The sequence below is a fragment of the Tolypothrix bouteillei VB521301 genome (assembly GCF_000760695.4).
Classification (GTDB): domain Bacteria; phylum Cyanobacteriota; class Cyanobacteriia; order Cyanobacteriales; family Nostocaceae; genus Scytonema; species Scytonema bouteillei_A.
In genome coordinates this window covers 890247-916597 of record NZ_JHEG04000001.1, presented here as the reverse complement: position 1 = coordinate 916597, position 26351 = coordinate 890247, and the positions used below count along the sequence as shown (strand labels likewise).

Genomic DNA, 26351 nt, shown 5'->3' with positions numbered 1-26351 from the left:
TTAGTGAGAAATAGATTTTTGCAACTTTGGCGAAAGTTGACGGGCTTTAAGGATCGCTGCTATCAAAAAAGCGTAAGCTAAAGAACCGATGATAACTAAGCTTATACTAGCAAGGTACTTGTGCTGTTGTTTCTCTTGCAATGTAGTCACAATAGACCCAATAGCGTGTATGGTAGCTGTAGTCATACAGCCAATTCCTAAAAGCTGCCAACGCCATGATTTTTTCAGCGTACTCAAACCAATAAAGTAGCCAAAGTAGCCACTGTATGCTACCTGTCCGGAAATATCTCCTAAAATTTGGGGAATTAAAAGTGTTAATCCTGCAAAATGACCGCTTTTTTCAATCTCTTCATGCACGTGCATCATAGTCTCTACTAAAGCAAATCCAGTTGCAGAGGCTGTTCCTAAAAGTATTCCATCTATTGGCTCCCATATCCCAATGCTTTCCCTTTTAGGTGATGAAAGTAATCTACCTATTAAGTAGACTAAGAATACTGGAAATGCTTTGAAAAGTTCTTCTGATAATCCTTGTCCTAAAAAAGTCTTAACAATTATCTCAAAAAAATTATCATCATGATGAGATGAAAATAAATGCAATCCACCTAAAAGGGGTAGAGCTGTAGCTAAACCTACGCTGAATAATAACCACCAAGGCTTATGTTTATGGCAAATTTTATGTATAAAGTAATGACTTGAGATAGCTAAGTAAGCTGCTAAAATGTAGAAGAATTTATCACTATTTCTAGTAGCTAACATTCCTACTACAAACAGTACTGTAATAAGACCTGGTATTAGGAAGCCACTTTGGTATAAGTCAAGCTTGTTTGAGATAACAGGAAATATCTCTGTCAGGCTAAGAGAATGAGCCGTAGGAATATGTAAAGATGATATCGAAGTTTTATTGTTAGTAAATTCTTGTGGGAACTCATGAGAGTTCAAGCTAACACTGTCGCTAGATTCTTGTGAGAACTCATGAGAGTCAATGCTAAGACTGTCGCTAGATTCTTGTGGGAACTCATGAGAGTCAATGCTAAGACTGTCGCTAGATTCTTGTGGGAACTCATGAGAGTCAATGCTAACACTGTCGCTAAGTTCTTGTAGAAACTCATGAGAGTCAATGCTAACACTGTCGTTAGGTTCTTGTAGAAACTCACGAGAGTCAAAGCTGACAGTAATTGTGCAGGAACCTATTTGCAAAATATCACCACTTGTCAAAATACAACGTGTTTGACGTTGACTATTGACAAAAGTACCGTTAGCACTGTTCCTATCTATGACTACTAAATGATTTTGTTCACAGTCAATTAAGGCATGGTAGCGAGAAACTTGGTGACTCTTAAGCAGCATTCGTGCGACGCGCTTACCGTTATGTTCGACGGGCATCTGAGAGAACTCTCGACCCAAGGCTATGGGTAAACTTAAACGTGGTTCTCTCTGTTCTCCTGTCACTGGATCTTTCCAACTTAATTGAATTTGAAAGTTCTTAGTCATTAGTTATTATGGTCTGGCTAAAGTATATACCTTCAAAATTTTGACCGGAGTCCCCTGGGACATCACAAGTTAACCAAATCATTAATAATTTATAATTTGTAATTGGAGGTAAGCAAAATGGTTGCGCTCAAATTTTGATACAGCCTTAGTATTTGACATTCCGGATTTTACAAAAAATCTAGATTGAAGATTGTGTTAGATCGATCGCATATTGATTCCGTGTTAAAACGTTTTCTTCTTCACGTGCTCCTATACGAAATATGGCAGCCAATTCATTTGTAAGAGTGACACATTATAGAGGATAGCTGTGCAGGTGGCTAAGTTACAAGCCAAAATGGAAGCAAATTTAAGCGATTGCGATCGGACCCCTTCTATATAAGCGACTCATCCAAGAGAGGAGTGGGTGAAGCGGGATGGATAGCGATCGCGTTCTCAGTCAGTTCTAGAGCAAAAGTGCAACCCTTGAGTCAGGGAACAACCCGGAGCCCGAATTTATCTATTTACCTTTCCACTGGGAAATGACGACTTATACTGACTGTGACGGATAAGTTTAAGACAGTGCGATCGCATTGGTTTAAGCTCAAAAATTGTGTTTTTGCGTTTTCGGGATATAGAGCAATTAACCTAGAAAGGCATTTTTCTGCTTGAGGATATTTACCTCTGGCTAGAATGTCATAACATTGCCTGTAATTTTGAGCAAAAACAGGCGGTACTGCGATCGCAACTAGATAACTTAGGACGAAAGCATGTTGCTCATCCTTACAACACATCAGCAATACTTGAGGACAAAGGCTTCCTCACACTTCTGGTAGTTAGGCGCTGAATCCTCCGTCAATCATTAAGTTTGCCCCAGTGATGTACCCGGCTTCGGGTCCAGCCAGATAAGCAACCATCCCCGCAATCTCCTCAACTGTACCGTAGCGGGGCAGTGCCAGAAACTGCTTTTTGAGCATCTCGGCAAACTCACCCTCCGGAGGATTCATATCCGTAGCGATCGGTCCGGGCTGCACGTTGTTAATTGTAATTCCGCGTGGACCGAGATCCCGCGCCAGTCCTTGTACAAGCCCTTGTAGGGCAGATTTGCTCATAGCATAAACACTACCACCTGTAAATGGCATACGTTCGGCATTGGTACTGCCGATATTGATGATGCGTCCGCCTTCTTTCATGTGTTTCACTGCAGCTTGGGTTGCCACAAACACGGCACGCACGTTAATTGCAAAAGTTCGATCGAAGTCCGCAAGCTTGAAATCATCGATAGGTGCGATCGCCAGCACACCCGCATTATTAACTAAGATATCAATGCCACCTAATTGGTTCACTGTGTGTTCAACAGCAGCCACTACCTCACTGGCTTCGGCACTGTTGGCTTGGATAGCCAAAGCCCGAACTCCCAGTGCCTGCAATGCATCAGCAATTTCCTTGGCTCGATCGGGCGAGCTGGTATAGGTGAAGGCAACATCAGCTCCCTCATTGGCCAAACGCTTGACGATAGCAGCCCCGATGCCTCGACTCCCTCCTGTAACAAGTGCGCGTTTATTCTTGAGTGTGTTATTCATATTCGATACCATAGATCGGATATTAGATAATTTGCTGTGTGTCTCATGCTTGAAGCATCTCCGGGCTAAAACTAGCGATCGCTAAATTCAAGCATAAAGACCAATATTACAATATTCACAGCAAACAATTCTTTTAAGTCACACTCAAAGCTTTTAAATTCCATTAACTTTTGGTCGGGTTATGGTTGGATTTTGGTTAAGGGATCGGTCAAAGTACGAGAAGATTTTCGGTGGATGGGGAGTTGAATCATAAACTCAGTTCCTTGACCAATTGTGGAAAAGCATTCGCGTATGCCACCATGTTTTTTGGTAATAATTTGATAGCTGATGGCCATACCCATACCTGTTTCTTTGCCTACAGGTTTAGTCGTGAAAAAGGGATCGAAGATGCGGTTTTTTACTTGTTGGAGCATTCCCGGTCCGTTGTCTGTGATTGCAAATGAGAACAAATTGTAATGGTAACGCTTTAATTGTGCGAGAGTGACGCTTCTTCATTAGGTAGGCTTGTTAAAAGTAAATTGTAAAATATTATACATATATTGAGTGCAAAAAGGCACAAGGATCAAAAGCTTCTTATTATATGCTTTGATATCTGTGTTTCATACTAATTGTCTCAAGACTTGCTATATAGTATTCCCGCTTAAGTAAGTAGAGAGGCACAAAAAAACCGAACTATGTAACGAAAAGTAAAGTAGCCGAAAAACCTTTTCCCTTCTGCCTTGTTATGACGATAATTTTTAATGCCGACCTACTTAAGCTATCCAACAGTAAGTTGAATCACGTTTGTCTGGATGCGATCGCCTTCAACCACAAGTGCAAGAAGTTGAAGAGCGGCGTAGCTTTATTGTTCGCGCTGACGGCGATGAGTAAAAGGAACCAGCATTGGAACTCGGCGACGATAATCGGCATACGCCTGACCGTGAATATTTACCAGATCGCGTTCTTCAAACTGAATAGCAACTAAAATGTATGCTGTTGTAATTAATGCAAAAACTAGGTGAGTCACGGTCATCGTCGGAGTTGACCAGAAGCCAAGAAACCAACCGACATAGAGGGGATGACGCACATATTTGTAAAGACCTGGTGTTGCAAACGCGAGATGGGTATATTCTTGACGTTGCAGGTAGAGCCAAACCTGGCGCAGACCAAATAGATCGAAGTGATTAATCAAAAACGTTGATACTAGCACCAGCAACCAGCCAGACGCAAACAAAGCATAGATAATAAGAACGCTCATAGGGTTTGTTATATTCCAGATGACGCCCCCAATGGGTTGCCAGAAATGGAACAGAGCAATTAAGCAAAGGCTAGAAAACAGAACATAAGTGCTGCGTTCAATTGGCTTTGGTACAAACTGAGTCCACCAGTTTTTAAAGCCTTTACGAGCCATGACACTGTGTTGAATGCCAAAAATACCTAGCAAAGCAGCATCAACTAGCAAGGCATTAGCCCAGGAGATCGCTGGTGCTGAATCGATAGAATGGGGAACAACAAAATTTCCCACAAATCCAAAGGCATAAAGAAACGCGAACAAGAAAATTGCATAGCAGACCAGACCGTAGAAAAACGCTGCCAGTCGAGCTATCTTATTTCGTTGCATAGAAGGAAGAGTTTGTACACTCATAAGCGGCTCCTGAATTTGAAAAATAGCGTTTACAGAAAATGTTGACAACGTTTTCGTTGCTTTCTATTGCTATTCTGTTCAAATTTTTTCTTCAAAAGTTTAGTGAAATTCAGGTATGTTTTTTCAGATTTTTGAGAAAATTAAGAAATTTCAGAAAAATTTAGGTCATATTTTGTCATCTTTAAGCGCGGGATGAGCGTACTTGCGGTTGCTATCGAAGAGCGATGACGTCCCCAGTCGCTCTCAAGAAATACGAGCCGAAAAACTCCAGTTCATTGATGTTTTACCGACTTTGATCGTGTATTACATGTAAAGAAGAGTTCCTATCCTTGTATTACACGGTAGGAGCAGTCTAGAAAACACTTCAATCCCAATTTGAATTGAAAAATGGGCTTTTCCATCCGTTCAATGTTAAAGCAATATTTCGCCAACAGTGTCTCAAAGCTGTAGGAAATTAGTATAATGAGAATATTTCCAAGTTTTTGGACTGGCTGTTGGCTTGACCTTACTATCGTCTAATGTTGATTTTTTGAAATATATTTTTGAGTTATAGATAAGTATAAGTTCATTGCCTTAATATGTGTTCGGACTGCGTTTGTATAGCCTTGTACGGACTGATAATAAAACTCTATTGAGTCGTTACCTTGTGGGTTCAACAATCGTAAGTATTGAAAGGATTTATCTGCGTTATATTTTATACCTAAGCCGTAGCGCGTTATTAATAAACTATCTTCTTGTGCGACTGAGAAGTGATTGTACATCTGTAAAACTAGTCCACACGACTCCACTAATTTGCCATGCTTGTAGGCTTTTAAAGCACAGTTTTGAAATTGCTGTATAACGTATTGTGAAATTTTTAGACTCATCTTAAATATATAAACTCAGTATAAATCAACATTTATAGTTCTTGCTACCGAGAACTTGTTTTCATAGATTCTTACCCTATCACTGCCGCATATCCATTAGCAATTGTAATGATTGTAAATGAAGAATTTCGATCTCGATAAGTATCTCCCTGCTAATTATCACTCTAGAAAAAACTTTTTTGCTAATCTACCAAAAGGAGTAAGTTATCAATTGTATTGTTTATAACGGTTAGAATTAATATTTAGCTAAATATTCTTCATGTTCTAACGTTGTAGTGCTTGCTGCAACGTTCTTTTTATTAAAAAGGTTAGTAAAGCCAATAAATAATGGTACGGAAGGGGTTTCCGTACCACTGCCAGGAATATTTATAAGTGTAAAGAGAAAAAATGAAGATAGCGTGTAGAAAAACTTCAGTTGATATGAGGGACAAAATAGAGTAAGTTCTTTTGAAAAAACTGCTCGATTTCCTGAATGTTTGAAAGGGCAAGCTTTCTAGCCCGCCCCAGACAATGGACAATCTATTTTATGGAAAACCTTGCAATCAACCTACGCGGACTACACAACGAAATCCAATGTGGCAGGTTGAGGTATCAACTGTTTCTGGATGTCGTGCTGCTGGTCGGTAACGCTGGCAGTAGTTGGGCGCACAAAGAAAAGAACCTCCTTTGAGGACTTTTCTTGGTATTTGAGCTTGGAGTACAGTAGGGTCGTAACTTTCTTCTTTTGTTGCACCTCTAGGGTTGGTGGGAATGCAGCAAGGTTTTGATTTGTTTTCTGGGTGATGGTCTTGATACCAATCTGTTGTCCATTCCCAAACGTTGCCTACCATATCATATAAACCGTAACCGTTGGGAGGATACAAACCAACTGGTTCTGCTCCAGGAGGGTTTGGTTTTAGGTTTTGCCAGGGAAACTCTCCTTCCCAAGTGTTTGCCATCCGCTTGCCCTTAGGGGCAAATTCATTGCCCCACCCATAAACAGCATTATCCAATCCACCACGAGCCGCAAATTCCCACTCTGCCTCTGTTGGAAGTGATTTACCAGCCCAATTTGCATACGCTACAGCATCTTCATACGCAATATGTACTGCGGGATGGTTTTCTTTCCCTTTAATAGAACTGTCCGGTCCTGTAGGATGTCGCCAGTTAGCACCAGGGACGTAAACCCACCAGTTACAATTTTGTAAATTGACAGGTTGATTTGGTTGCTGAAAGACAGCCGAGCCTGGTACAAGCAGTTCCGGGATAGCACCTGGGTAATCTTCTAGCTTTGGTTGCCGTTCTGCAACAGTTTTATAGCCTGTGGCTTTGACAAAACGTTGAAACTGTTTATTGGTAACTGCATAGCGATCCATCCAGAAACCACTGACACGAACGAGATGAGCTGGGCTTTCTTCAGGGTAGTGGCGATCGGACCCCATCATAAAAGTCCCGCCCGGTATCCAAACCATATCGCGATCGCTTGGTTTTTGAGGAGGTTTGAGTGTTCTTTGTTTACCAAGGTTATGGTTTAAATTCTCTTGGCACAATCTTTCTTGCATAACTCGCTTTCTTTAAGCCGGATAAGGCAATACTTGTGCATCCCACGCTTGAAATTTAGTGCGAAGTTCTTCTAATACGTCAGGGTAATCATCTTTGAGGTCTGTTTGTTCGCCTTCATCGGTAGCAAGGTTAAACAAGTACTCTTTGTCTCCTTGCTTTAAGTACTTCCAATCCTCACTGCGGACTGCTGCTTGAAGTGGTTGTGAAGAACCGGGGCGATAGGCTTTGTAGCGCCAGTATAGCGATCGCGGGTAAACAGCTTTTTTGCCTAAAACGACAGGCAGCAAATTCTTCCCATCAAGAGGATAGTTTGGATCGGGTTTAGTGCCAGTTGCTGCCAAAATTGTTGCAGTTAAATCCATCGTAATAGTCACTTGAGTATTCACTTGATTGGATGGGATAACTCCCGGCCAGCGAATAATAGCAGGGACTCGCAAGCCACCTTCATACAAACTACCTTTTTTACCTTGATAGGGACCAAAATTAGAGTACTCTTCTCCTCCATTATCACTAACGAAAATCACTATTGTATTATCAGCCTGCCCGGACTCTTCCAAAGCTGTCAGGACTTTACCAATTCCATCATCAAGGCTTTTCATCATTGCAGCATAAGTTTCTGGCGAGCCTCCTGCAGTAAAGCTATTGGAATTGTAAAAAGTTCTACTTAATTCTTCATCTTCCGGTCCTTCCCAAGGCCAGTGTGGTGCAGTGTAATGAAGGCTGAGATAAAACGGACGAGTACGAGGTCTTTTAATAAAGTTAACAGCACGCTCGGTATATAAATCTGTTGTATAGCCCGATCGATCTACAAGCTCTTCACCTTCGTAAAAATCAAGAGATCCATTGCCAGTTTTATGGGTGAAGTAGTCAATTGCTCCACTATAGTTGCCGAAGAACTCATCAAAGCCGCTTTTTAAAGGACCATAATTGGGTAAAAAGCCAGTATGCCATTTACCTACCAATGCTGTCTCATAACCGTTAGCTTTTAAAAGAGAAGCTATTGTAGGGTGTTCGGGCGGTAATCCTACAGTTTCTCCCCCAGCTAAGGGTTCTTGAAGACCAACTGGCAATCGGGCTGGATAACGACCTGTAAAAAAGCCTACACGTGTTGGCGTACAAACGGTTTGTGCTGCGTAAGCATTAGTAAATCTTGTACCCTCTTGCGCCAGTTGGTCTAAATTTGGCGTTTGATAATTTGTCTGTCCGTAAATGCTCAGATCGCCCCAGCCCAAGTCATCCGTTAAAATAAACACTACATTTGGACGCCGTTGTTTGGCAGAAACAGAAGAAAAAACGCTCGAAGCTCCTATCGTTATGGCTGTAGTGGCAATAGCAGTGCCTAAAAATTTGCGCCGACTAATTGCTTCTGGTAGATCTTTGTGCATATCCCTATTTCGTGTTTGTTGTGTTGATTGCCTCAGTCACAGTCATCAAAATTTGATTGTTTCAATTACCAAGTACCAAGGCATTTTTCATCCGTCGATTAAAGATAATTTCGCACCATGCAAAGCCAAAAGTACGGTAAATGCATGGAATAACAGTATTTAGTTTGCAAATGAAGACATCATTGCATAAGGGGTGTATGTGAGGCAAGTATTTCTCAAACAAAAGTATAGATTGTGAGGCTACGGTTCTAACTTATGTATAATTATTTCTCTAATTTATGGAAAAAATAAGTAATTTTGGGGATTTATCTTTTCTATTAAATAGTACAATTGTTCTATTAGAAAGAGTTTTTGTTCGGCTATCACCCTCAACTGGGGTAGGAGTTTCTTGTATGTTTGGCCGCATCACACATATTAGCATATTAGTCAAGGACTAAGGTGAGGCGCTTCTCTAGTACACAGAGAAGTTGGAACTTAAATGGCAATAGATAATAAGCAGTGATTTTTTCCCTCCAGAGAATTCCATAATTATGATGACCCCAGTAAAAAGTGCGATCGCAACCCGAGTTGACAAACCATCTAAAACACCCTCTGAGTTTGAGCAACAGTATTTTGAAGAAAATGCAATCGATAGTAGCAGTCATGAAAATTTCGCCTTCCCAACCCTGACGGAAGTGACTAAGGCCATTTTGCATCATGCCTTTTGGTTAGCCGAGCGAAAACGAAAGCTCCCGGTAAAAGAGTATAAAAAATTACTTATAGAGAAAGACTGGAAAGGCGAGGAAAAAAGGTATCTCAAAATAGCTGCTGCATTTGGGAAATTTTTGCCTTGTGAGTTAGCACACATAGAGCCAAGAACCGTGTATCAGTTAGCGGAAAACAGCAAGAAGTACCAGCCTGTTATAGACAAGCTTCTAGACTTAACAGCAATCACACAAGAGGCTGTTCGTTCTTTAATCAAAGAACAACGTACTTCCAGAAAACCGAAAGCTGAAAAACCCAGTATTTGGAGGCGAACAAGTGATGGGAGGAGGTATTGCCAAATTCCACCCATTCACGAACCAGACGAACGGACGGGAATTGCTTTACAAAAAATGATAGATGAAGAAGGATTAAGCGCCCAGCATATTGTAGCTGAAGCTATAGCCTTGCGATCGGCATACAAAGAAGGGCGGTTAGTCCTTATAGATAATCACGAAGTTAAAATGAGTGAAACATAGAAAAAGGTGCGGATGAACTTTCCGCACCCCTACCTACAGATACAAACCTTGTTAAGAGGAACTATATACTTACATTTAGATATGGAATAATGAAGAAGTTGTGGAGACAATTATCAAAAGTAGAAAAATTTGCAATTTCCCAATATTATGGGTTCTAACGCGCACGCATCCCCAACTGTAGCGCAAGGTTAGTTGGGATGCGTTCAAATCTCCACAACTTCTTCATTTTTGTTAATTACAGTTAACAATAGCGTTACTCATAACGCTACTATATAACTCATTCTTTATTTCTAAACACTTATGCTAACCTCCCCTTAGGTAATACCTGAGGGGTATTTTAATGAATTGCACGAAATTCTCCATCAACCATGCATCGTGGTAATTCATGTGCTTGCAGAAATAAAAAAAGATGCGGGAGATCGTCCGCACCAGTGCCTGAAAAACAAACTTTATCAAGAGAAACTAGTCTTGAATTTATCCAAAAAAAATGAAGAAACTGTGGAGATAGCGGTAAGTAATTGAGAAAAGTAGTAAAGATATGATTTAATACTGCTCGGTTAAGGGGAAATAGAGGGGGAAATTAAGCTTATAATGGCCAATGGTTTAGCCACCATCTCAAATAAACGAGTCATAACCGCAGCAGCTGTTCGTTGGTTCTGACTGTATTAACCGCGCATAAGGACCGTCAAGTTGTGACATCTGTTGGTGGGTACCTCTTTGTACGACTTTGCCTTGTTCGAGAACAATGATTTCATCACAGTCACGGATGGTACTCAAGCGGTGAGCCACAATCAGGCTAGAACAACCACGATAGCGCATATTTCGGTCAATAATTTTTTCTGTTTCTGCATCCAAGGCGCTGGTGGCTTCATCTACGATCAAAATTGTGGGGTCGTTGACTAATGCACGAGCAATTTCTAAACGCTGGCGTTGTCCGCCACTAAAATTAGCCGCACCTTCTAAAAGATTTCCTTCATATCCTCCAGGTAAGGCTAGAATCACTTCATGAATTGCCGCATCAATGCATGCTCGCACTAGTTGAGAATTAGATACTGTGTCATCCCACAAGGTCAAATTCTCGCGGACAGTTCCAGCATACAAAAAAATCTCCTGTTCTACCATTGCCAGAGAATTAGATAGTATTGCTCTGGGAATTTGTTCTCTGGGAATACCATCAAAGAGAATTTGACCGGACCAAGGTTGATAAAGCCCTGCGACTAATTTGGCAACTGTGGATTTACCAGAACCACTACCCCCAACGAAGGCGACCCTTTCTCCTGGTTTGATCTGAAAACTTAAATCTTGAATGAGGGGAGGATCGGTTCGCGAATATCCAAAGCTGACATTTTTTAATTCTACATATCCCTGAAGTTGGCAGTATGAAGCATACTGTAGCGGTTTTGGCGAAATAAGTAAATTTTGACTGTCTAATTCTGGATCGATAGGGTTTTGCAACACATCATCTAAGCGGTTCAAGTCACCTTCTAGTTCTTGAAGGGTACTGCCAAAATTGATGAGAGAGTTTACTGGAGTGAGAAAGCTTGTCATTAAACTTTGAAAAGCAACTAACATTCCAATACTTAAGTGTCCATCCATCACCCGTAGCCCCCCAATCGCTAAAATTGCTAGAGAGCTCAAACCAGTTAAAAATGTAGGTAAAAGACCTAAGAATTGATTGGTAATGCTTAGTTCTTGCTGACCGTTGATAAATTTGGTGTAATAGCCAGACCAACGGGCAAAAAAATCAGATTCTAATGCTGATGCTTTCAGAGTTTCCATGCTCTGGAGACCGGCGATTTCAGTACCTGCTACTTTGCCTCTGTCTTGGATGGTTCGCGTATAAATATCTGTACGTTGTCGTGAAACTGCTTGCAATGTCAATATATTAATGGCAGCAAAACAGATAGCGATCGCAGTTAGCATACGATCGTAGGCTAACATGACTGTGGCATAAAATACCAGCATCACACTATCAATAACAGTTCTAGCTAATTGACCCGATAACACTTCAGCTACTTTAGTATTAATCTTAATCCGACTGCTAATTTCTCCGGCAAATCTTTGAGCATAAAATCCTACTGGCAATTGCAAAATATGATGAATAAATTGCCCTGACATTTCTACCGATAATTTTATATTCAGTTTCCGGAGAAAGCGTCTTTGGAGTAATGTCAACCATGCCTGAATAACCATAGTAATTGTCATCCCCAAAATCAGGGGACGAAGCCAGTCTGTACGATTTTCTACTAAGATATTATCTACAAATACCTGGTTGAAAACTGGTAGGACAAACCCTGGAATCACTAAAAAAAATCCCGTTAGCAAACAATAAAGAATAGGTCCCCAAGAATTCTGCAAACGAGCGAGTAATGAGCCGATTAAGCTAGGCTTGCGACCTCCTTTTTGAAATTCTGTTCCTGGTTCCATCACGAGAACTACCCCCGTATAAGCTTCATCAAATTCCTGTAAAGAAATTCGCCTTGGACCTGTAGCTGGATCGTTAAGATAAACCCAATCTTTTTTAAATCCTTCAACTACTAAAAAGTGATTGAAATTCCAAAAGACAATATACGGCGGGCGGAGTATTTTTAATTGTGCCAACTGCTTTTTAAAACCTTTAGCTTGCATTCCGTAGTTTCTGGCAGCTTTAATAATATTGGAAGCTTTACTACCATCACGGGAAACGCCGCAATTTTGCCGTAATTCTGCTAGAGGAACAATTTTATGGTAGTAAGCCAAAATAATTCCCAAAGCAGCTGCACCGCACTCCACGGCTTCCATTTGCAAGAGGCTCGGAGTTTTGACGCGACAGGAACTTTGACTTTTTGCTGTTTCTAATTCTAACGGTGGCTTTCTTTTACGGAAGGGATTTAAGTTTGATAAGTATTTGGATAAAACTAAGTGCATTTCTTATACAAATATTTGCTTTCTAAGAATTTTAAAGCTCCTACTCCAGGCGCGGGGAGTCATGAGAAATTTATTAGTCAATGCCAGTAAATTCACGTATAATTGGTAAGAGATAAGCGATCGGTGCTTGTTCTGCTACTTTTACCCGCACGGTGGTAGTCGTTCCCGCAGAAATTTTTAATTTTGGTCCTTGGGAGGAAGACCAACGATAGCCACTAAAGGTAGACGGCTCAAGTACCATCTCTGCTCGCACTTCCATATCTCCGCCACCAGTTGGTAAAATTTTGGCTGCTAAATCGGGATTGCCGATCGCAGAATTTGCACCTTCTTTAGTGACAGGTAAGGGAGGAACCGAAGTGATTTTAGCAACAATACCGCCAAAGCGTTCTCTTTTCACCGAGTCGGGGGTAATTTGCATAGTCATTCCTGGTTGAATCTGCTTGCCATCTTTGATGCTAAAGTAGGAAATGGCTATCAATGGGGTGTTATTTTGTCGAAGATTCACAGATGCAATGGGAGTCGCGGGACTGACAACTTGACCAACGAAAGCAGAGGTTTCCAAGACACAACCACTATTAAGACTGACAATTTGGCTATTATCTAATATTTGTTTTTCTAGTTGAGCGATCGCTCGATTGACTTCTTGAATTTGATTAAAGTTTTTATTAAGGTTTTCTACGTTTTCCTGGTCAATTCGTTTACTCCTAGTTTCTAAGTCTTTCAATTGCGTTTGCAGTTCTCCTACAGAACTCAGATTTTGTAAGTATCTCTGTTGGGCTTCTGTTTCTTCTACATCTAATTGCTTAAGTTGCGCTTGGATATCATAGACAGTTTGGCGTCCTTGTTTGTATTCTTGCTCTGCTTGTAATAAAGTATCTTTGGCAATTGCTCCTACATCTAAAAGTTGCTGACGCTCTTGAAATCTGTGTTTCAGTACGGGAACAAGACCCCGAGCATCTTTGAGGCGTTGTTGTAGACTTATACGCTGTTCGCGGATCGCATTTAAACCTTTTTCATAAAACGCAGGTGTGAGTGTTTGGGTATCCCGCAACCGTTGAATATAACTAGCCCTTGCAGATGCGATCGCTTCTTTTTCCTTCATTGTATGCTGTTGCTGAAGTAAAATAGAAGACTGGCTTTGTGCTTGTAATTCGGCGATTTTCGTGCGTTGCAATTGCAACTGTTGCTTAAGATCGGTGGGATCGATTGTAGCTAGGATATGTCCTTTTTCAATACACTGTCCAGGTTTGATATTTAGACTTTTTAATTGTCCTGAAATGGGAGACTCAAAAGTGATGACTTGATAGGGTTGAATAAGCACTCCTTTCCCTGAAACAGTGATGGGAATACGTCCAAAAACACTCCAAACCAACCCAATGAGGATAAAACTACCTAACGCCGTCAAGGGTAGCCAATCGAGAGGGTTGACCAACTGCATTAATCGATCCAATCTTTCTGGAGAAGATAAACGCTCCAGTGATTCCTTGCGAAATAGACTGTCTTTTTCAGCCATATATGTTATAGCTCTTGTAGAAATATTTTGTAAAATAATAAGAAATTAATTATTGCCTATTGAGGCGTTTAATCATCCAGTCAAATCTAGCACCTGCTAGGGCGGTATTGTCTAGGGTATCTAAGTCAAGTTCATCTTCAACTTCAATATCTTCTGTTAAAACTGGGTCTAGTTGGTAGGCTAGTTTGCCAAATCCCCGGCGGAATAACCGATCGCGAATTCTATCCGCTAACACTACCGCGATCGCTCGATAAAACCTGGCTGTAAATCCTGTATCTTGTTTTAATTTTTCCATGAGGATGTGCTTTGGTAGTGCCAATAATACAGCAGATTCTGCTGCTTTGACTGTAGCGGAGGCGGTTGTCATTTCTACAAAGGACATTTCTCCCAAAATTTCACCCTTGACTGATGTAGCAATTTCTTTTTGTCCCGATTCAGTCTGTTGGCTGGTTACAAAAATACCTAATTTTCCATCTAACAATATATATAAGGCTTCTGGCGGTTGACCTTCCTCTATAAGCACCGTCCCAGAATGAACTTTCATTCTAACGCCTCGAGCAATCATCCAATCAATATCAGCATCATTCAAGATAGCAAAGACAAATAAAACTTTGCGTAACGGTTCTCCCGGTACTACTTTGTTTTTAATAAGAAAATCAGTTAATTTTCGCAACTGCTTCGACAGAAAAATAGATAACATTTGATAAAAACGGGCAGCAAATTCTGTATCGTTCTCCAATTTTTTAATTAATAAATGTCTGGGTAACGATAATACCCGTGAGGGTTCTAAGGCGGTACAAGTGCTAGATGGAGGACGATTATCTATAAAAGATAGAAATTCTACAACTTCGCCAGCTGTTACGCGCTCAATTTCAACAGCATCTTCTATATTTCCTGTAGGAGAAACACCAATACTCAATGCTCCTTCTAATAGAATTTCCACTGTGTCAATAATTTCTTGACCTTCTCGAAGCAGAATTTCACCAGTACGGTATTCCGTATATTTACCGATATTTATCATCCAAGCAATATCGCGATCCTTAAAAACCGCAAAATTAGGAAAATGAGTTAGCAATTGTCCGCTCATAGGATCAAATCTAGATTATAAGTGTAATAAAATTATCTGTCACGCCAAGAACTATACTGTCAATTTTGACACCATAGGTTAATCTGGTTCATAGGGTTTCTTCGATCGTGTCGTAACTGTCTGTGAAAACCCTTCTCTATGTCCCTTGCAAGCTTTTTTCTATTTTTTGTCCTTTATAAGGTGGAAAATTAACCGTACTTAATATGAATTGGAAAAAAAAGTTTATAAATCTTATAACAATTCCAGTTTCTTTGGTATTAGCAACGATCTCTAGTTCTTCTCAAGTAGGAAGATCTGAATCACCAGTGACTTTAAGATGGGATAACTGGCAAATAAGTCAGAACTTCATACCACCAAACCGCAAAGCTCCACAGACTACAGCAGGTGGGGGAAGTCGCGGTGATTCCTGCGATTTAGCAAGTCAAGAAAAGTTAATTCCTTTAATACCTGCAAGTAAGTTAGGTTTAACTTTAGCTGAACGTCCGACTTTTTATTGGTTTGTACCGCAAATAACTGCACAAACAGCTCACTTATCCCTGCTAGATAACAACAATATAGTCTACGAAACAACTGTTAAACTTCCTAACAAACCGGGAATTATTGGCTTTACTCTCCCATCTAATACACCTGCTCTCAAAGTTGGCAAACAATACCATTGGTATTTTGCCATCGCTTGCAATTCCGAAGAATCAGAGAAAGAGATGGCTGTTGATGGATGGGTAGAACGTATCCCAACAACTCCTGCTTTATCACAGCAGCTAGCCAAAACAAATCCCAAACAACTCTCCCAAATGTATGCTAAGACAGGTATTTGGTATGAAGCGTTACATACTATAGTGCAGCAACGTCTTGCTAACCCCAGGGAGCGCACGATTCTAGCTAATTGGCAAACATTTTTAGAGTCAGTCGGCTTAAAAAACTTAGTTTCGCAACCGTTGGTAGCTAGCAACACTATTAAAACTAAATAGTTTATAAATTTTGTACAACCAGAGAAGCAAATTCATGTCTTTTAACCTCAAAATTCTCATTTTCTCTGCGCCTCTGCTCCTACAGCGCGATAGCTTCGCTTGCGCCAAGGGCGATGCTGCTTTGCAGCCGCTTCGCGCTCGCAATTCCTTCACCAAGATACAACAGCAATTTATACCTGAAAGAAACCACTCCCAAAATCAAATGCTGTATGTGGCGTTCAATTAAAATACAAATTTGGCGATGGCGCGGGATATTAATTGCTACTCCCAGTGCAGTCATAGTTGTATTACTCCTGCGCTTGAGTGGACTATTGCAGATGTTGGAATTAGCTGCATTAGATCGAATGTTTTCGTTGCGTTCTCTGGAGCCTGTTGACTCGCGCATTGTCATTGTAGAAATTAATGAATCAGATGTCCAAAAACTTGGTAAGCGCGGTCATTGGCCTATACCTGATGGTTTATTAGCAAAAATTTTAGAAAATATAAAACAACACAAACCTAGCGCGATAGGTCTCGATCTCTATCGAGATTTACCAGTAGGCTCCGGTCATGATTCTTTAGTGAAAGTCTTTGAGTCTACACCCAATTTAGTTGGCGTGCAAAAAGTTGCTGAGAGTGATGATAGTTCAGCAGTTGCACCACCACCAGTGCTCAAAAAACTGGGACAGGTAGGTGCAAATGATTTTCCTTTAGATGGAGATGGTAAAGTTCGGCGGAGTTTGCTGTATTTAGCCGATAAAAATGGGGAGAATGTATTTAGTTTTGCTTTTAAACTAGCATATCTCTATCTGCACGAGCGCGATGTTTATGTCGGACAAACAGATAATTTTTTAGTGAAAACAGGAGATACTATCTATCCGTTATTTCAAGGCAATGATGGCGGTTATGTTAGAGCAGAAGACCAAGGGTATCAGGTTCTTATAAATTATCGTCATTCCAAGCAGAATTTTCAGCGTATCTCCATTATAGATGTGTTAGAAAATCACACTCCAAAGGATTTACTCAAGGGACGCATTGTATTGATTGGTCCCACAGCCGAAAGTCTCAAAGACCTATTCTATACACCTTATAGCAGCACTGTCTTAACAGCACCCAAACGCATGGCTGGAGTAGCTATTCACAGCCATGCGCTCAGTCAAATTTTAAGTGCGACTTTAGATAACCGACCCTTAATTAAAACGTGGAATAAGCCCCAGGAATGGTTGTGGATTTCTCTGTGGTCATTGATTGGCTCAGCATTGATATGGCAACAAAGATATAGCGGTAGTTCTAAAAGGCGATCGCTATTTCCCCCTCTGAGTCTTTTCCTAGCGGTATGCTGTCTTATAGGTAGTAGTTATCTCGCTTTTCTTGCTGGGTGGTGGATTCCTATTGTCCCACCGTTAATGGCATTAATAGGTGCGGGAATTGCTGTGACAGCTTATATAGCCTGGACTGCGGGAGCTATTCGCAAAACTTTTGGTCGTTACCTTACCGATGAAGTAGTCGCAAATTTGTTAGAAAATCCTGAAGGCTTAAAGCTGGGTGGAGAACGCAAAAAAATTACTATTCTCACTTCCGATTTAAGAGGTTTTACTGCGACCTCTGAAAGATTACCTGCTGAAGAAGTTATCAAAATTATTAACCTTTATTTGGGATATATGGCAGATGTCATTACTCAATATCAAGGGACTATAGATGAGTTTATGGGTGATGGCATTTTAGTTTTATTTGGCGCTCCCATTGCTAGAGAAGATGATGCTAAGAGAGCCATAGCTTGTGCTGTAGCGATGCAATTAGCAATGTCATCTGTGAATCAAAAAATGCAGCACATGGGTTTACCAAAATTGGAAATGGGGATTGGGATCAATACAGCAGAGGTAGTAGTTGGTAATATTGGTTCAGAAAAACGGACTAAATATGGAATTATCGGGAGTCAAGTTAATTTAACTTATCGTATTGAATCTTATACAGTCGGCGGACAGATTTTTGTTTCCGACTCAACTGTTAATGAGGCTGGTTCTATTGTCAAAATTATTGGTTCTAAAAAAGTACAAGCAAAAGGAGTGAAACAACCAATAGAGATACATGAAGTAGGTGGAATTGCTGGTGAATACAATTTGTACCTGGAGCAAGAAGAAGAGATATTTTTGCAACTTCTAGCACCAATTTCCCTAAAATATGCAATCTTAGATGGCAAAGATGTAGATAGCAGTATCAGGATGGGGAAGTTAGTAAAACTATCAGAAAAGGGGGGACAAATTTATTTTGATTCAATAGAAAACTCCTTAAAAGTACAACCATTTACTAATTTAAAGATAAATTTTTTCTTATCTGAAGAAAGCACGGTGAGCGAAGATACTTATGCTAAAGTCTTGGACAAAGCAGCAGAATCTAATAGTTTTTATATTCGCTTTACCAATATACCATCAGAAGTGGCAACTCAATTGAATAGTATGCAGTCGGGATTCGCTTCTCCTTAAAGGAGAAGGGAGCAGTAAATTCTTCTAGGTTGAGGGCTTAGATCGAGATAACCAGGATTCATATATGGATTGAGTAACGCCAAACATTTGCTACAAATGAATGAAATATTAATTAAAAACCACTATAAATTAAGATGAATGATTCCAAATTACTATTGACAGGTAATCAGTCCTTAGTATTCGACAATACTCAAACATTTTGGCAGGTTGAATCAGGTGCGATCGCTCTGTTTGCCATTCCCATTCACCAAGGATTTGAGGGGGTCCGCCGCTATCTGTTTACTGTCCGTGCGGGGGAAGCATTGTTTGGGATAGCTGCTAAGACGCATAAGATTTTAGCGGTATCTATGGAAGATAGTTTATTATGGCAACTGACTGTAGAGAGTGAGGAGAAATGCGAGCCAGAAAAGTTTCTCGAGTTAGTGCAGATTTGGAGGAAACATATCTGTAGTTGTGCAGGCGATCGCGCCGTGATTTCCCCCGTGTTTTCCTATCCTGAAAAACTGAATAGTTGGGACACTATCCAAGTGGCTCTCAACGAACTCCATAGCGATTTCTGCCAAATTTTAATGCAAATAGAACAGGAGGAGTTAACCGCAAAATGGCAGCAATTCCAAGCACGAGAACAACTTAATCATCAAGCAAAAGTTGGTGCTTTAGGTAATTTGGCAGCAGTCCTCAAGCCAAAACAAGCGGAATTTTTGCAATCAGAGACACCTCTTTTAATTGCTACAGGTGCGGTAGGCAAAGCATTAGGAATAAAGATTTTGCCCCCTGCACGTTCCGAAGATATGAATCGGATTAAAGAACCCCTAGAAGCGATCGCTCGTGCATCGCGCATTCGTATCAGGCGGGTTTTACTGAACGATAAATGGTGGCAAAAAGATACTGGACCCCTCTTGGCATATACACAGCAAGATAACCGTCCTGTAGCAGTGCTACCGGTGGGTGCAAGAAAATACGAAATTTTTGACCCAAATCATACTCGCATTCCTGTAAATAACGATACTGCCCAAACACTAGCTCCCTTTGCCTATGTGTTTTATCGTCCCCTACCCGACAAACATCTCACTGCTATCGATCTGTTAGTATTTGCTTTCCAAGGACAAATCAAAGAAGTGCTCGTCATTCTCCTGACAGGTACAATCGCCACATTACTGGGGATGTTAACTCCCTTAGCAACTGCCGTTCTCATTGATTCTGCTATTCCCGACGCAGACCGAGGTTTATTAGTACAAATCGCCTTGGGTCTTTTTGCCGCCAGTATCGGCACAATAATTTTTCAAATTGCTCAAGGTTTTTCCACCCTAAGACTGGATACTAAAGCCAGTATAGACTCCCAAGCAGCCCTCTGGGATAGATTATTAAATTTGCGAGTATCTTTCTTTCGTGAATATTCTATTGGGGATTTACAATCTCGTGTTTCCGTTATCACTCAGATTCGTCAGAAACTCAGTGACACAGTACTACGCACAATTTTTACAAGTGTCTTTTCCTTACTCAATTTGGGATTGTTGTTTGTTTACAGTTCTCAATTGGCTTTAGTGGTAGTAGGAGTAGCACTGGTGACAATCGTCTTTACCACCGTCTCCGGCGTACTGAACCGTCAAAAGTTGCGTCCTTTAGAAGAAATCGAGGGAGATATTTTTGGCTTTACAGTACAGATGGTTGCTGGCGTGTCTAAACTCCGTGTCACCAGTGCAGAAGACCGCGCCTTTGCTTATTGGGCAAAAAAGTACAGTCAACAGCTAAAACTCAAATTGAGTACAGAATTCATTGAAGATATCTTAGCTATATTTAATACCATTATGCCAACTGTCAGTTCAATAATTATCTTTTGGTTGGCGGTCACGTTTATAACTCAAGCCCCGTCTGCAGGGGATGCAGGATTATCTACAGGTAAATTTTTAGCATTTAACTCAGCCTTTGCCATATTTATTGTTGGAACAACGCAATTAAGTAATACTATAGTCAGCATTTTGGATATCAGCATTTTCTGGGAACGGGCAAAGCCCATCTTTCAAGCTCAATCGGAAATTGACCTTAGCAAAAGCGATCCGGGACGATTAACGGGTAAAGTTAAAGTCGATCGCGTAACGTTCCGTTACCGAGAAGACGGTCCCTTGAATTTAGCTGATGTCACCATTCAGGCACAACCAGGAGAATTTATTGCTTTAGTAGGACCTTCTGGTAGTGGTAAATCCACACTTATCAGGCTGTTGTTGGGATTTGAAACGCCCAAAGATGGGACGATTTACTACGATGGGCAGGATTTATCAGGGCTAGATATATCTGCAGTACGGCGGCAAATTGGTGTAGTGCTGCAAAACGGGCGGATTAATAGCGCCTCGATTTTTGAAAATATTTCTAGTGGCGCATTGGTGACAATGGAAGAAGCTTGGGAAGCAGCACGCATGGCTGGTTTTGCTGAAGATATTCAGTCAATGCCAATGGAAATGCACACGGTTATTTCCGAAGGAGGGACAAACCTGTCTGGCGGACAAAGACAGCGACTATTAATTGCCCGTGCTTTAGTATTAAAACCTAAAATTCTTATTTTTGATGAAGCGACCAGTGCCTTAGATAATCGCACCCAAGCTATCGTTAGTACCAGCTTAGACAATTTGGGAGTAACACGCATCGTTATTGCCCATCGCCTCAGCACTATCCAGAACGCCGACCGAATTTATGTCATTGAAGCTGGGCGAGTTGTTCAACAAGGTAAATTTGAGGAATTAGTCAATCAAGAAGGATTATTTGCAAATTTAATGGCACGGCAGATGTAGCAATCCTTTTTGAGATCCGGACAAGGGAGACAAGGGAGACAAGGGAACGAAGTTGAAGATCTCAATACCTTTGCCAAAACGCCCTCACATTAGAAATGTGAGGCTATACAAACAAAGCCCACCTGCGTGGGCTAAAACCCAAAGCCCACGCAGGTGGGCTTGGTTTATGTAGCCACAGACTTCCAGTCTGTAGGGCTTTTGAGAAATTGGCAAAGGTATTGAGATCTAGCAGTAACACAAACCTGGCGGTTCCTTAGAACTACGACTATCATAGAAAAAATCTTGTCACTATTAATACATATATGCAACTTCCTATTATTTCCTTAACACTGATCCTAGCTTTAGCTTCCCCATCTCTAGCACAAGCACCGACTCCAACACCTGAAGAACAGATCGCGGAAGCTGTTATGTTAAATAATAACGCTGGAGGTCTAATTTATAAGGATTTGGTTGGTTTGAATGAATTACAAACAGCGTTAACGCAATCTCAACAGGCTTTAACTATTTTCCAAAAATACGGTGCGAAAGCCGGGGAAGCTAACTCCCTTACGAACATTGGATATGTATATCTCCGTCAAGGTAAATATCCTCAAGCGTTGGAATATTTTCAATCCTCTTTAGATATTCGCAGAAAAACACGCGATCGCCAAAATGAATGGATACCTGTTTCCTATCTAGGTGAAGTGTACGTCAATTTGGGACGGTATCCTCAAGCTATAGAAGCGTATCAAAATGGTTTAGCGATTCTTCGAGAACTAAAAGCCGCTAACCCAAAAGATACTAGCTATGCTACAAGCGAAACAATTATGCTTGGCGATCTGGGTAGCGTTTATTTTCGCACGGGACAGTATGCCAAAGCTTTAGATTTTTATCAACAAAGTTTAGCTCTCCAAAAAACCAGTGATGATAAGATTGGCAGCATTCAAACTCTAAATAATATTGGTGTAGTTTATGTTAACTTAGGAAACTATGCTCAAGCTGTAAATTCTTACCAACAAGCTTTAAACAGTTTGCAAGAATGCTGCTCAAATTATTTAGGTACGCAAGCAGCAACTATGAATAATCTCGCGGGGGCTTATTTTAGCTTGGGTCAGTCTCAGAAGTCTTTAGAACTCGCAGAGCAATCTGCAAATATTTATAACAGACTGAGTAGTACTAATTCTGAAGAAGTTAACAAACAAGATATTAAATTACTTTACGATTATCTCGGTCAAAACTCCCAAGCATCTCAACAATTTGTCAGTCGTGCTATTGTTGGTGATGCTTTTGGTAAAGACTCTTTTCAATTCCAAGGGAGAGCAATCAATCTTAATAATATTGGACAAATATATGCAAACTTAGGTAAATACGACCAAGCTTTAAAGATATATCAACAAGCTTTAAATATCTACAAGGAAAATAATTACAAACTAGGGGTTGCTGCCACTCTTAATAATATTGCGCGTGTTCATAGCAATTTAAGCAAATATCAGCAAGCAATTGAATTAAACCAGCAAGCCTTAGCTATTTATCGAGAAGTGGGCGATCGCACCGGGGAAGGTGTGACAATGAGCCATCTAGGACAAATTTACCAACAGCAAAATCAATACGCCAAAGCGGAAGAATTGTATCAGCAAGCTTTAGCTATACACCGCGAAGTGAGCGATCGAGCCAGTGAAGCCACAACAATGAAATTTTTAGGAGATACTTTATCCGGACAAAATCAACCACAGCTAGCAATTGCATTTTACAAAAAATCAGTTAATTTAACTGAGGAAATTCGGCAAAACTTGCGCGTTATGCCAACTGCTATTCAACAATCTTATACAGAAACGGTAGCAGAAAGATACCGCCGCCTCGCCGATTTATTGCTTAAACAAAATCGTTCCGCAGAAGCGCAACAAGTTCTGGATTTACTCAAAATCCAAGAAGTGAGTGATTTTATCGGAATTGAGCGCATAACACCTAAGAAAACAGCAGTTGCTAATAGCGGACAAAGAGGAACAAATATAGAAACTCCAGTATCCCAAAATTTACCACTCAAGCCCCAAGAACAAGATATTACACAAAAATATAGTGTCATTCAAGACAAAGCGATCGCACTGGGACAAGAACTCACCAATCTCAGAAAAATTCCCCAAACTTCGCGGACATCTGCTCAAGAAAAACGCATCGCTGAATTAGTCAAACTCGAACAGGCAATTACGGCTGAATTTAATAAATTCACCAAAAATCCGTCTGTAGTAGCATTAGTGCAACAATTATCGACTAACTCCGGACAGGAAAATCTCAGTTTGCGTCAACTTAACTCACTGCGAGATAATTTACGCCAGTTAAATCAAAAAACAGTCTTATTATATCCCTTAGTTTTAGAAGATAGATTAGAGTTAGTTTTAGTAACTGCGGATTCACCCCCAATTCACCGTCCGGTACCAGTCAAAGCATCTGAATTAAATCAGGTTATTACTGAATTTCGCCAAGCCCTAGTAGCTCCTTATAAAGATAGCAAAAATTCTGCCACACAATTATATAATTGGCTCATTAAACCTATTGAAAATGACATCAAACAAGCTGATGCAAAAGCAATTATCTATGCTCCGGATAGCAAACTGAGATATATACCTTTAGCAGCATTATACGACGGAAAAAATTGGTTGGTTGAGCGTTTTATTGTCAACAATATTACGGCTGCAAGTTTAACTAAATTAAACAATAAACCTCCAGCATCTTTAACCACTTTAGCCGCTGCTTTTACCAAGGGTGATTATCAAGTAGCTGTAGGGGAAAGAAAAGAAACATTGAGCGGGTTGCAATTTGCCAAAGCTGAAGTTGAAAATTTAGCTAAGACAATTCAAAACACAAAGATTCTTTTAGATAAAGAATTTAACACCCAAGTTGCCATCCCACAGATGAATGATTACAAAATCGTGCATTTAGCAACGCATGGCATGCTAGTGAGCGGTAATCCTGAAGATTCATTTATTTTGTTTGGGGATGGTACACGTGTCACCCTTAAAGATATAGAAAATTGGTCTTTACCTAATGTTGATTTAGTCGTTTTAAGTGCCTGTCAAACTGGTTTGGGCAAACAATTAGGTAACGGTCAGGAAATTCTAGGTTTGGGATATCAAATTCAATTAACAGGTGCCAAAGCCTCTATTGCTTCATTGTGGTCTGTTTCTGATGGTGGTACGCAAGCCTTAATGAATGCATTTTATACAACATTAAAAGCTGGGAAATTGAGCAAAGCCGAAGCTTTACGCAACGCACAATTAGAATTATTAACAGGAAGTAACAGTCAATTTAAACACCCCTATTATTGGGCATCTTTTATTTTAATTGGAAATGGACTATAACTCAATACGGTTCAGTTAACACACCAGACACGGAGAGTCGCTACGCCCCGCGTCCGGGGCGACAGCCCCAATAGGTAGCAAGTGGGGTTATATTAATAAAATTGGAAAAATAGTTGTCCCACCAAAGTTTGACGCTACCATACCCATCTCTGAAGGACTCGCGGTAGTGCAGATTGTAGAAAACAACCGTCGTAAATTAGGTTAACTTTTAGTTTTGTCTAAAAGTACAATAGTGCCAAAGTATAATTTTACAAAAACATAACTATACCCTACCACTGGAGAAAGCGATAGGGGATTTTTCATTAAATCACAGAGCTAAATACCTGTTGTGCGGTTAAATTCAACTGTGGAAAAGTAGGTGACGCAATCAAATCATCGCCCCTAAACGGGGCCATTTGATATTCACCGTCAATCAATTCGCAAACAGTAATTGTAGGTTGTTTGGGATTGCCAATAAACTTACGCCCGCCCAATGCAGCGTAATCTACAATCCAATATTCGGGTATTCCCATCTCTTCATAATTCCCGAATTTATTATGATAATCATCACGCCAGTTTGTTGAAACTACTTCAACTATCAACGGTACAGATTCAGGGTAGATAACAGTCGATTCTTTTTTCCACAATGGTTCATTTTTTAAATTGTCCCGATTAAGTACCAATACATCGGGTATGTAGGCTGATTCACCATGAGGCGTTTTAACTAAAGCGGATTTTGGGATGGTATAGGGTAGCTTACACTGCTTAAATTCAGTTACGATTTGTTCAATCAAAAAACCTACAACATCTTCATGGTCGCCAGTTGGTGGGGGCATCTCAATTATGACTCCGTTGTGTAGCTCGTAGCGCCGGGGTGAGTTTTCTGGATACCATTCAATAAATTCATTGAAGGTAAATAGCTTTTGTAGTGGTAGTGTTTGGGTCATAAAAGCTACTGGTAGGGTTGATTTTTACTGTTCATTCTTTTCATTTTACGAAGAGTATTCGCGAACCATTATATCTTCTAGAAAAAGCACTCGCTCAACTGCAATTCCCTACACCCAAGCTTCGCGCTGGGGCGCAGTACTCTTGCGGCTAACAGTCCACTGGACAGTAAGAACTCTAGAAAGTCAAATAAAGATTTCAACTAAAAAAGTCCCAATTTCCTACCAATATATAATCATTTTCAAAACTTAATGGTAAAGAGACTTCTCTACAAGTGTTTTTTGTTACATTGTTGGTCATAACCTAGATTTTTAAGTGGGACGGGGGAATATTTGAGGAATAGGTAAGGCGAATTTATTCTGGTGCAACACAAGCGTGGCTTGGCACGGGGTGATTGGGAAGAGATTAAGGAGGAAGATGAAGAGGAAATGACTGAAGAATAATTGCAGTATCAGCACCTTCTGTAGACGAGCCGTAAGGAAGTGGGAAGTATTTGCTCTAGTATTACGCGGTTGAGCAAACTCACGAAAAATCCCAATCTGTGAGTAGCCGTGAAGGCAAGAATTCTGGATAGATTGACCTCAATAACTGATATAGCAGTCCTACATGATTTACAAACACCTCTTCCTTGTCCTCCTTGTCCTCCTTGTCCTCCTTGTCTCCCTTGTCTCTCTTATCTCTC

17 protein-coding genes and 1 pseudogene are annotated in these 26351 nt (G+C 40.5%); 7 read left to right on the top strand and 11 right to left on the bottom strand.

What is annotated here, in order from left to right:
• The 7 genes and pseudogenes from HC643_RS41165 to HC643_RS03415 all read right to left on the bottom strand — a co-directional run bounded on the left by HC643_RS41165 (nucleotide 1) and on the right by HC643_RS03415 (nucleotide 8467).
• Nucleotides 1-1491, bottom strand: a complete 1491-nt coding sequence (locus HC643_RS41165) for a PrsW family glutamic-type intramembrane protease (protein WP_167844614.1) — start codon at nucleotides 1489-1491, stop codon at nucleotides 1-3.
• A 500-nt stretch (nucleotides 1492-1991) separates the two neighbouring features.
• Nucleotides 1992-2261, bottom strand: a complete 270-nt coding sequence (locus HC643_RS03440; protein ID WP_137986411.1) for a hypothetical protein — start codon at nucleotides 2259-2261, stop codon at nucleotides 1992-1994.
• 42 nt (nucleotides 2262-2303) lie between these two features.
• Nucleotides 2304-3050 (bottom strand): 3-oxoacyl-ACP reductase family protein, encoded by a 747-nt coding sequence (locus HC643_RS03435; RefSeq protein ID WP_137986410.1) that lies wholly within the window; start codon nucleotides 3048-3050, stop codon nucleotides 2304-2306.
• 179 nt (nucleotides 3051-3229) lie between these two features.
• A pseudogene (locus HC643_RS03430) lies at nucleotides 3230-3502 on the bottom strand (sensor histidine kinase); the annotation flags it as partial.
• A 389-nt stretch (nucleotides 3503-3891) separates the two neighbouring features.
• Nucleotides 3892-4674, bottom strand: coding sequence for a methanethiol S-methyltransferase (gene mddA, locus HC643_RS03425; protein ID WP_038078616.1), 783 nt, complete (start codon nucleotides 4672-4674; stop codon nucleotides 3892-3894).
• Between the two features lie 1408 nt (nucleotides 4675-6082).
• Nucleotides 6083-7081, bottom strand: a complete 999-nt coding sequence (locus HC643_RS03420) for a formylglycine-generating enzyme family protein (protein WP_038078521.1) — start codon at nucleotides 7079-7081, stop codon at nucleotides 6083-6085.
• Nucleotides 7082-7093: 12 nt separating this feature from the next.
• The gene (locus tag HC643_RS03415) at nucleotides 7094-8467 is read right to left on the bottom strand and encodes a sulfatase (protein ID WP_038078523.1); all 1374 of its coding nucleotides are present in this window, start codon (nucleotides 8465-8467) and stop codon (nucleotides 7094-7096) included.
• 530 nt (nucleotides 8468-8997) lie between these two features.
• On the opposite strand from HC643_RS03415, the gene HC643_RS03410 reads away from it, so the two are divergent.
• Entirely contained in the window at nucleotides 8998-9687 is a 690-nt protein-coding gene (locus tag HC643_RS03410; protein WP_038078525.1) for a hypothetical protein, read from the top strand.
• Nucleotides 9688-10302: 615 nt separating this feature from the next.
• On the opposite strand, the gene HC643_RS03405 is transcribed toward HC643_RS03410, so the two are convergent.
• From HC643_RS03405 to HC643_RS03395, 3 genes are all read right to left on the bottom strand, one after another.
• On the bottom strand, nucleotides 10303-12468 hold the full coding sequence (locus HC643_RS03405) for an NHLP family bacteriocin export ABC transporter peptidase/permease/ATPase subunit (protein WP_038078527.1): 2166 nt from the start codon (nucleotides 12466-12468) through the stop codon (nucleotides 10303-10305).
• 199 nt (nucleotides 12469-12667) lie between these two features.
• Nucleotides 12668-14107 (bottom strand): NHLP bacteriocin system secretion protein, encoded by a 1440-nt coding sequence (locus HC643_RS03400; protein WP_038078529.1) that lies wholly within the window; start codon nucleotides 14105-14107, stop codon nucleotides 12668-12670.
• A gap of 49 nt (nucleotides 14108-14156) precedes the next feature.
• Complete coding sequence (locus HC643_RS03395) at nucleotides 14157-15194, bottom strand: cyclic nucleotide-binding domain-containing protein (RefSeq protein ID WP_038078531.1); 1038 nt, start codon at nucleotides 15192-15194, stop codon at nucleotides 14157-14159.
• A gap of 203 nt (nucleotides 15195-15397) precedes the next feature.
• Between HC643_RS03395 and HC643_RS03390 the strand changes: the two genes are divergently transcribed.
• The 6 genes from HC643_RS03390 (at nucleotide 15398) to HC643_RS42495 (ending at nucleotide 24950) form a co-directional block, all read left to right on the top strand.
• Nucleotides 15398-16162: a DUF928 domain-containing protein gene (locus HC643_RS03390; protein ID WP_038078533.1), complete on the top strand. Its 765-nt coding sequence runs from the start codon at nucleotides 15398-15400 to the stop codon at nucleotides 16160-16162.
• 34 nt (nucleotides 16163-16196) lie between these two features.
• Complete coding sequence (locus HC643_RS03385; protein WP_038078536.1) at nucleotides 16197-16388, top strand: hypothetical protein; 192 nt, start codon at nucleotides 16197-16199, stop codon at nucleotides 16386-16388.
• Complete coding sequence (locus HC643_RS03380) at nucleotides 16372-18624, top strand: CHASE2 domain-containing protein (protein WP_038078537.1); 2253 nt, start codon at nucleotides 16372-16374, stop codon at nucleotides 18622-18624. The genes HC643_RS03385 and HC643_RS03380 overlap by 17 nt, the downstream gene beginning before the upstream one ends.
• A 134-nt stretch (nucleotides 18625-18758) precedes the next feature.
• Nucleotides 18759-21410, top strand: a complete 2652-nt coding sequence (locus HC643_RS03375; RefSeq protein ID WP_038078540.1) for an NHLP bacteriocin export ABC transporter permease/ATPase subunit — start codon at nucleotides 18759-18761, stop codon at nucleotides 21408-21410.
• A gap of 302 nt (nucleotides 21411-21712) precedes the next feature.
• Nucleotides 21713-24745, top strand: coding sequence for a CHAT domain-containing protein (locus tag HC643_RS03370; RefSeq protein WP_038078542.1), 3033 nt, complete (start codon nucleotides 21713-21715; stop codon nucleotides 24743-24745).
• A gap of 70 nt (nucleotides 24746-24815) precedes the next feature.
• Nucleotides 24816-24950, top strand: a complete 135-nt coding sequence (locus HC643_RS42495) for a WG repeat-containing protein (protein WP_082051770.1) — start codon at nucleotides 24816-24818, stop codon at nucleotides 24948-24950.
• A 97-nt stretch (nucleotides 24951-25047) separates the two neighbouring features.
• Here the strand turns inward: HC643_RS42495 and HC643_RS03360 are convergent, their stop codons facing one another.
• A complete protein-coding gene (locus HC643_RS03360) occupies nucleotides 25048-25671 on the bottom strand; it encodes a Uma2 family endonuclease (protein ID WP_038078545.1) in 624 nt (207 codons plus the stop codon).
• Between the last annotated feature and the right edge of the window lie 680 nt (nucleotides 25672-26351).

Bases quoted from the DNA above. Each gene is read 5' to 3' on its own strand.
- HC643_RS41165 (WP_167844614.1), bottom strand. From the start codon at position 1,491: ATGACTAAGAACTTTCAAATTCAATTAAGTTGGAAAGATCCAGTGACA.
- HC643_RS03440 (WP_137986411.1), bottom strand. From the start codon at position 2,261: ATGTGTTGTAAGGATGAGCAACATGCTTTCGTCCTAAGTTATCTAGTT.
- HC643_RS03435 (WP_137986410.1), bottom strand. From the start codon at position 3,050: ATGAATAACACACTCAAGAATAAACGCGCACTTGTTACAGGAGGGAGT.
- mddA (WP_038078616.1), bottom strand. From the start codon at position 4,674: ATGAGTGTACAAACTCTTCCTTCTATGCAACGAAATAAGATAGCTCGA.
- HC643_RS03420 (WP_038078521.1), bottom strand. From the start codon at position 7,081: ATGCAAGAAAGATTGTGCCAAGAGAATTTAAACCATAACCTTGGTAAA.
- HC643_RS03415 (WP_038078523.1), bottom strand. From the start codon at position 8,467: ATGCACAAAGATCTACCAGAAGCAATTAGTCGGCGCAAATTTTTAGGC.
- HC643_RS03410 (WP_038078525.1), top strand. From the start codon at position 8,998: ATGATGACCCCAGTAAAAAGTGCGATCGCAACCCGAGTTGACAAACCA.
- HC643_RS03405 (WP_038078527.1), bottom strand. From the start codon at position 12,468: ATGGAAGCCGTGGAGTGCGGTGCAGCTGCTTTGGGAATTATTTTGGCT.
- HC643_RS03400 (WP_038078529.1), bottom strand. From the start codon at position 14,107: ATGGCTGAAAAAGACAGTCTATTTCGCAAGGAATCACTGGAGCGTTTA.
- HC643_RS03395 (WP_038078531.1), bottom strand. From the start codon at position 15,194: ATGAGCGGACAATTGCTAACTCATTTTCCTAATTTTGCGGTTTTTAAG.
- HC643_RS03390 (WP_038078533.1), top strand. From the start codon at position 15,398: ATGAATTGGAAAAAAAAGTTTATAAATCTTATAACAATTCCAGTTTCT.
- HC643_RS03385 (WP_038078536.1), top strand. From the start codon at position 16,197: ATGTCTTTTAACCTCAAAATTCTCATTTTCTCTGCGCCTCTGCTCCTA.
- HC643_RS03380 (WP_038078537.1), top strand. From the start codon at position 16,372: ATGTGGCGTTCAATTAAAATACAAATTTGGCGATGGCGCGGGATATTA.
- HC643_RS03375 (WP_038078540.1), top strand. From the start codon at position 18,759: ATGAATGATTCCAAATTACTATTGACAGGTAATCAGTCCTTAGTATTC.
- HC643_RS03370 (WP_038078542.1), top strand. From the start codon at position 21,713: ATGCAACTTCCTATTATTTCCTTAACACTGATCCTAGCTTTAGCTTCC.
- HC643_RS03360 (WP_038078545.1), bottom strand. From the start codon at position 25,671: ATGACCCAAACACTACCACTACAAAAGCTATTTACCTTCAATGAATTT.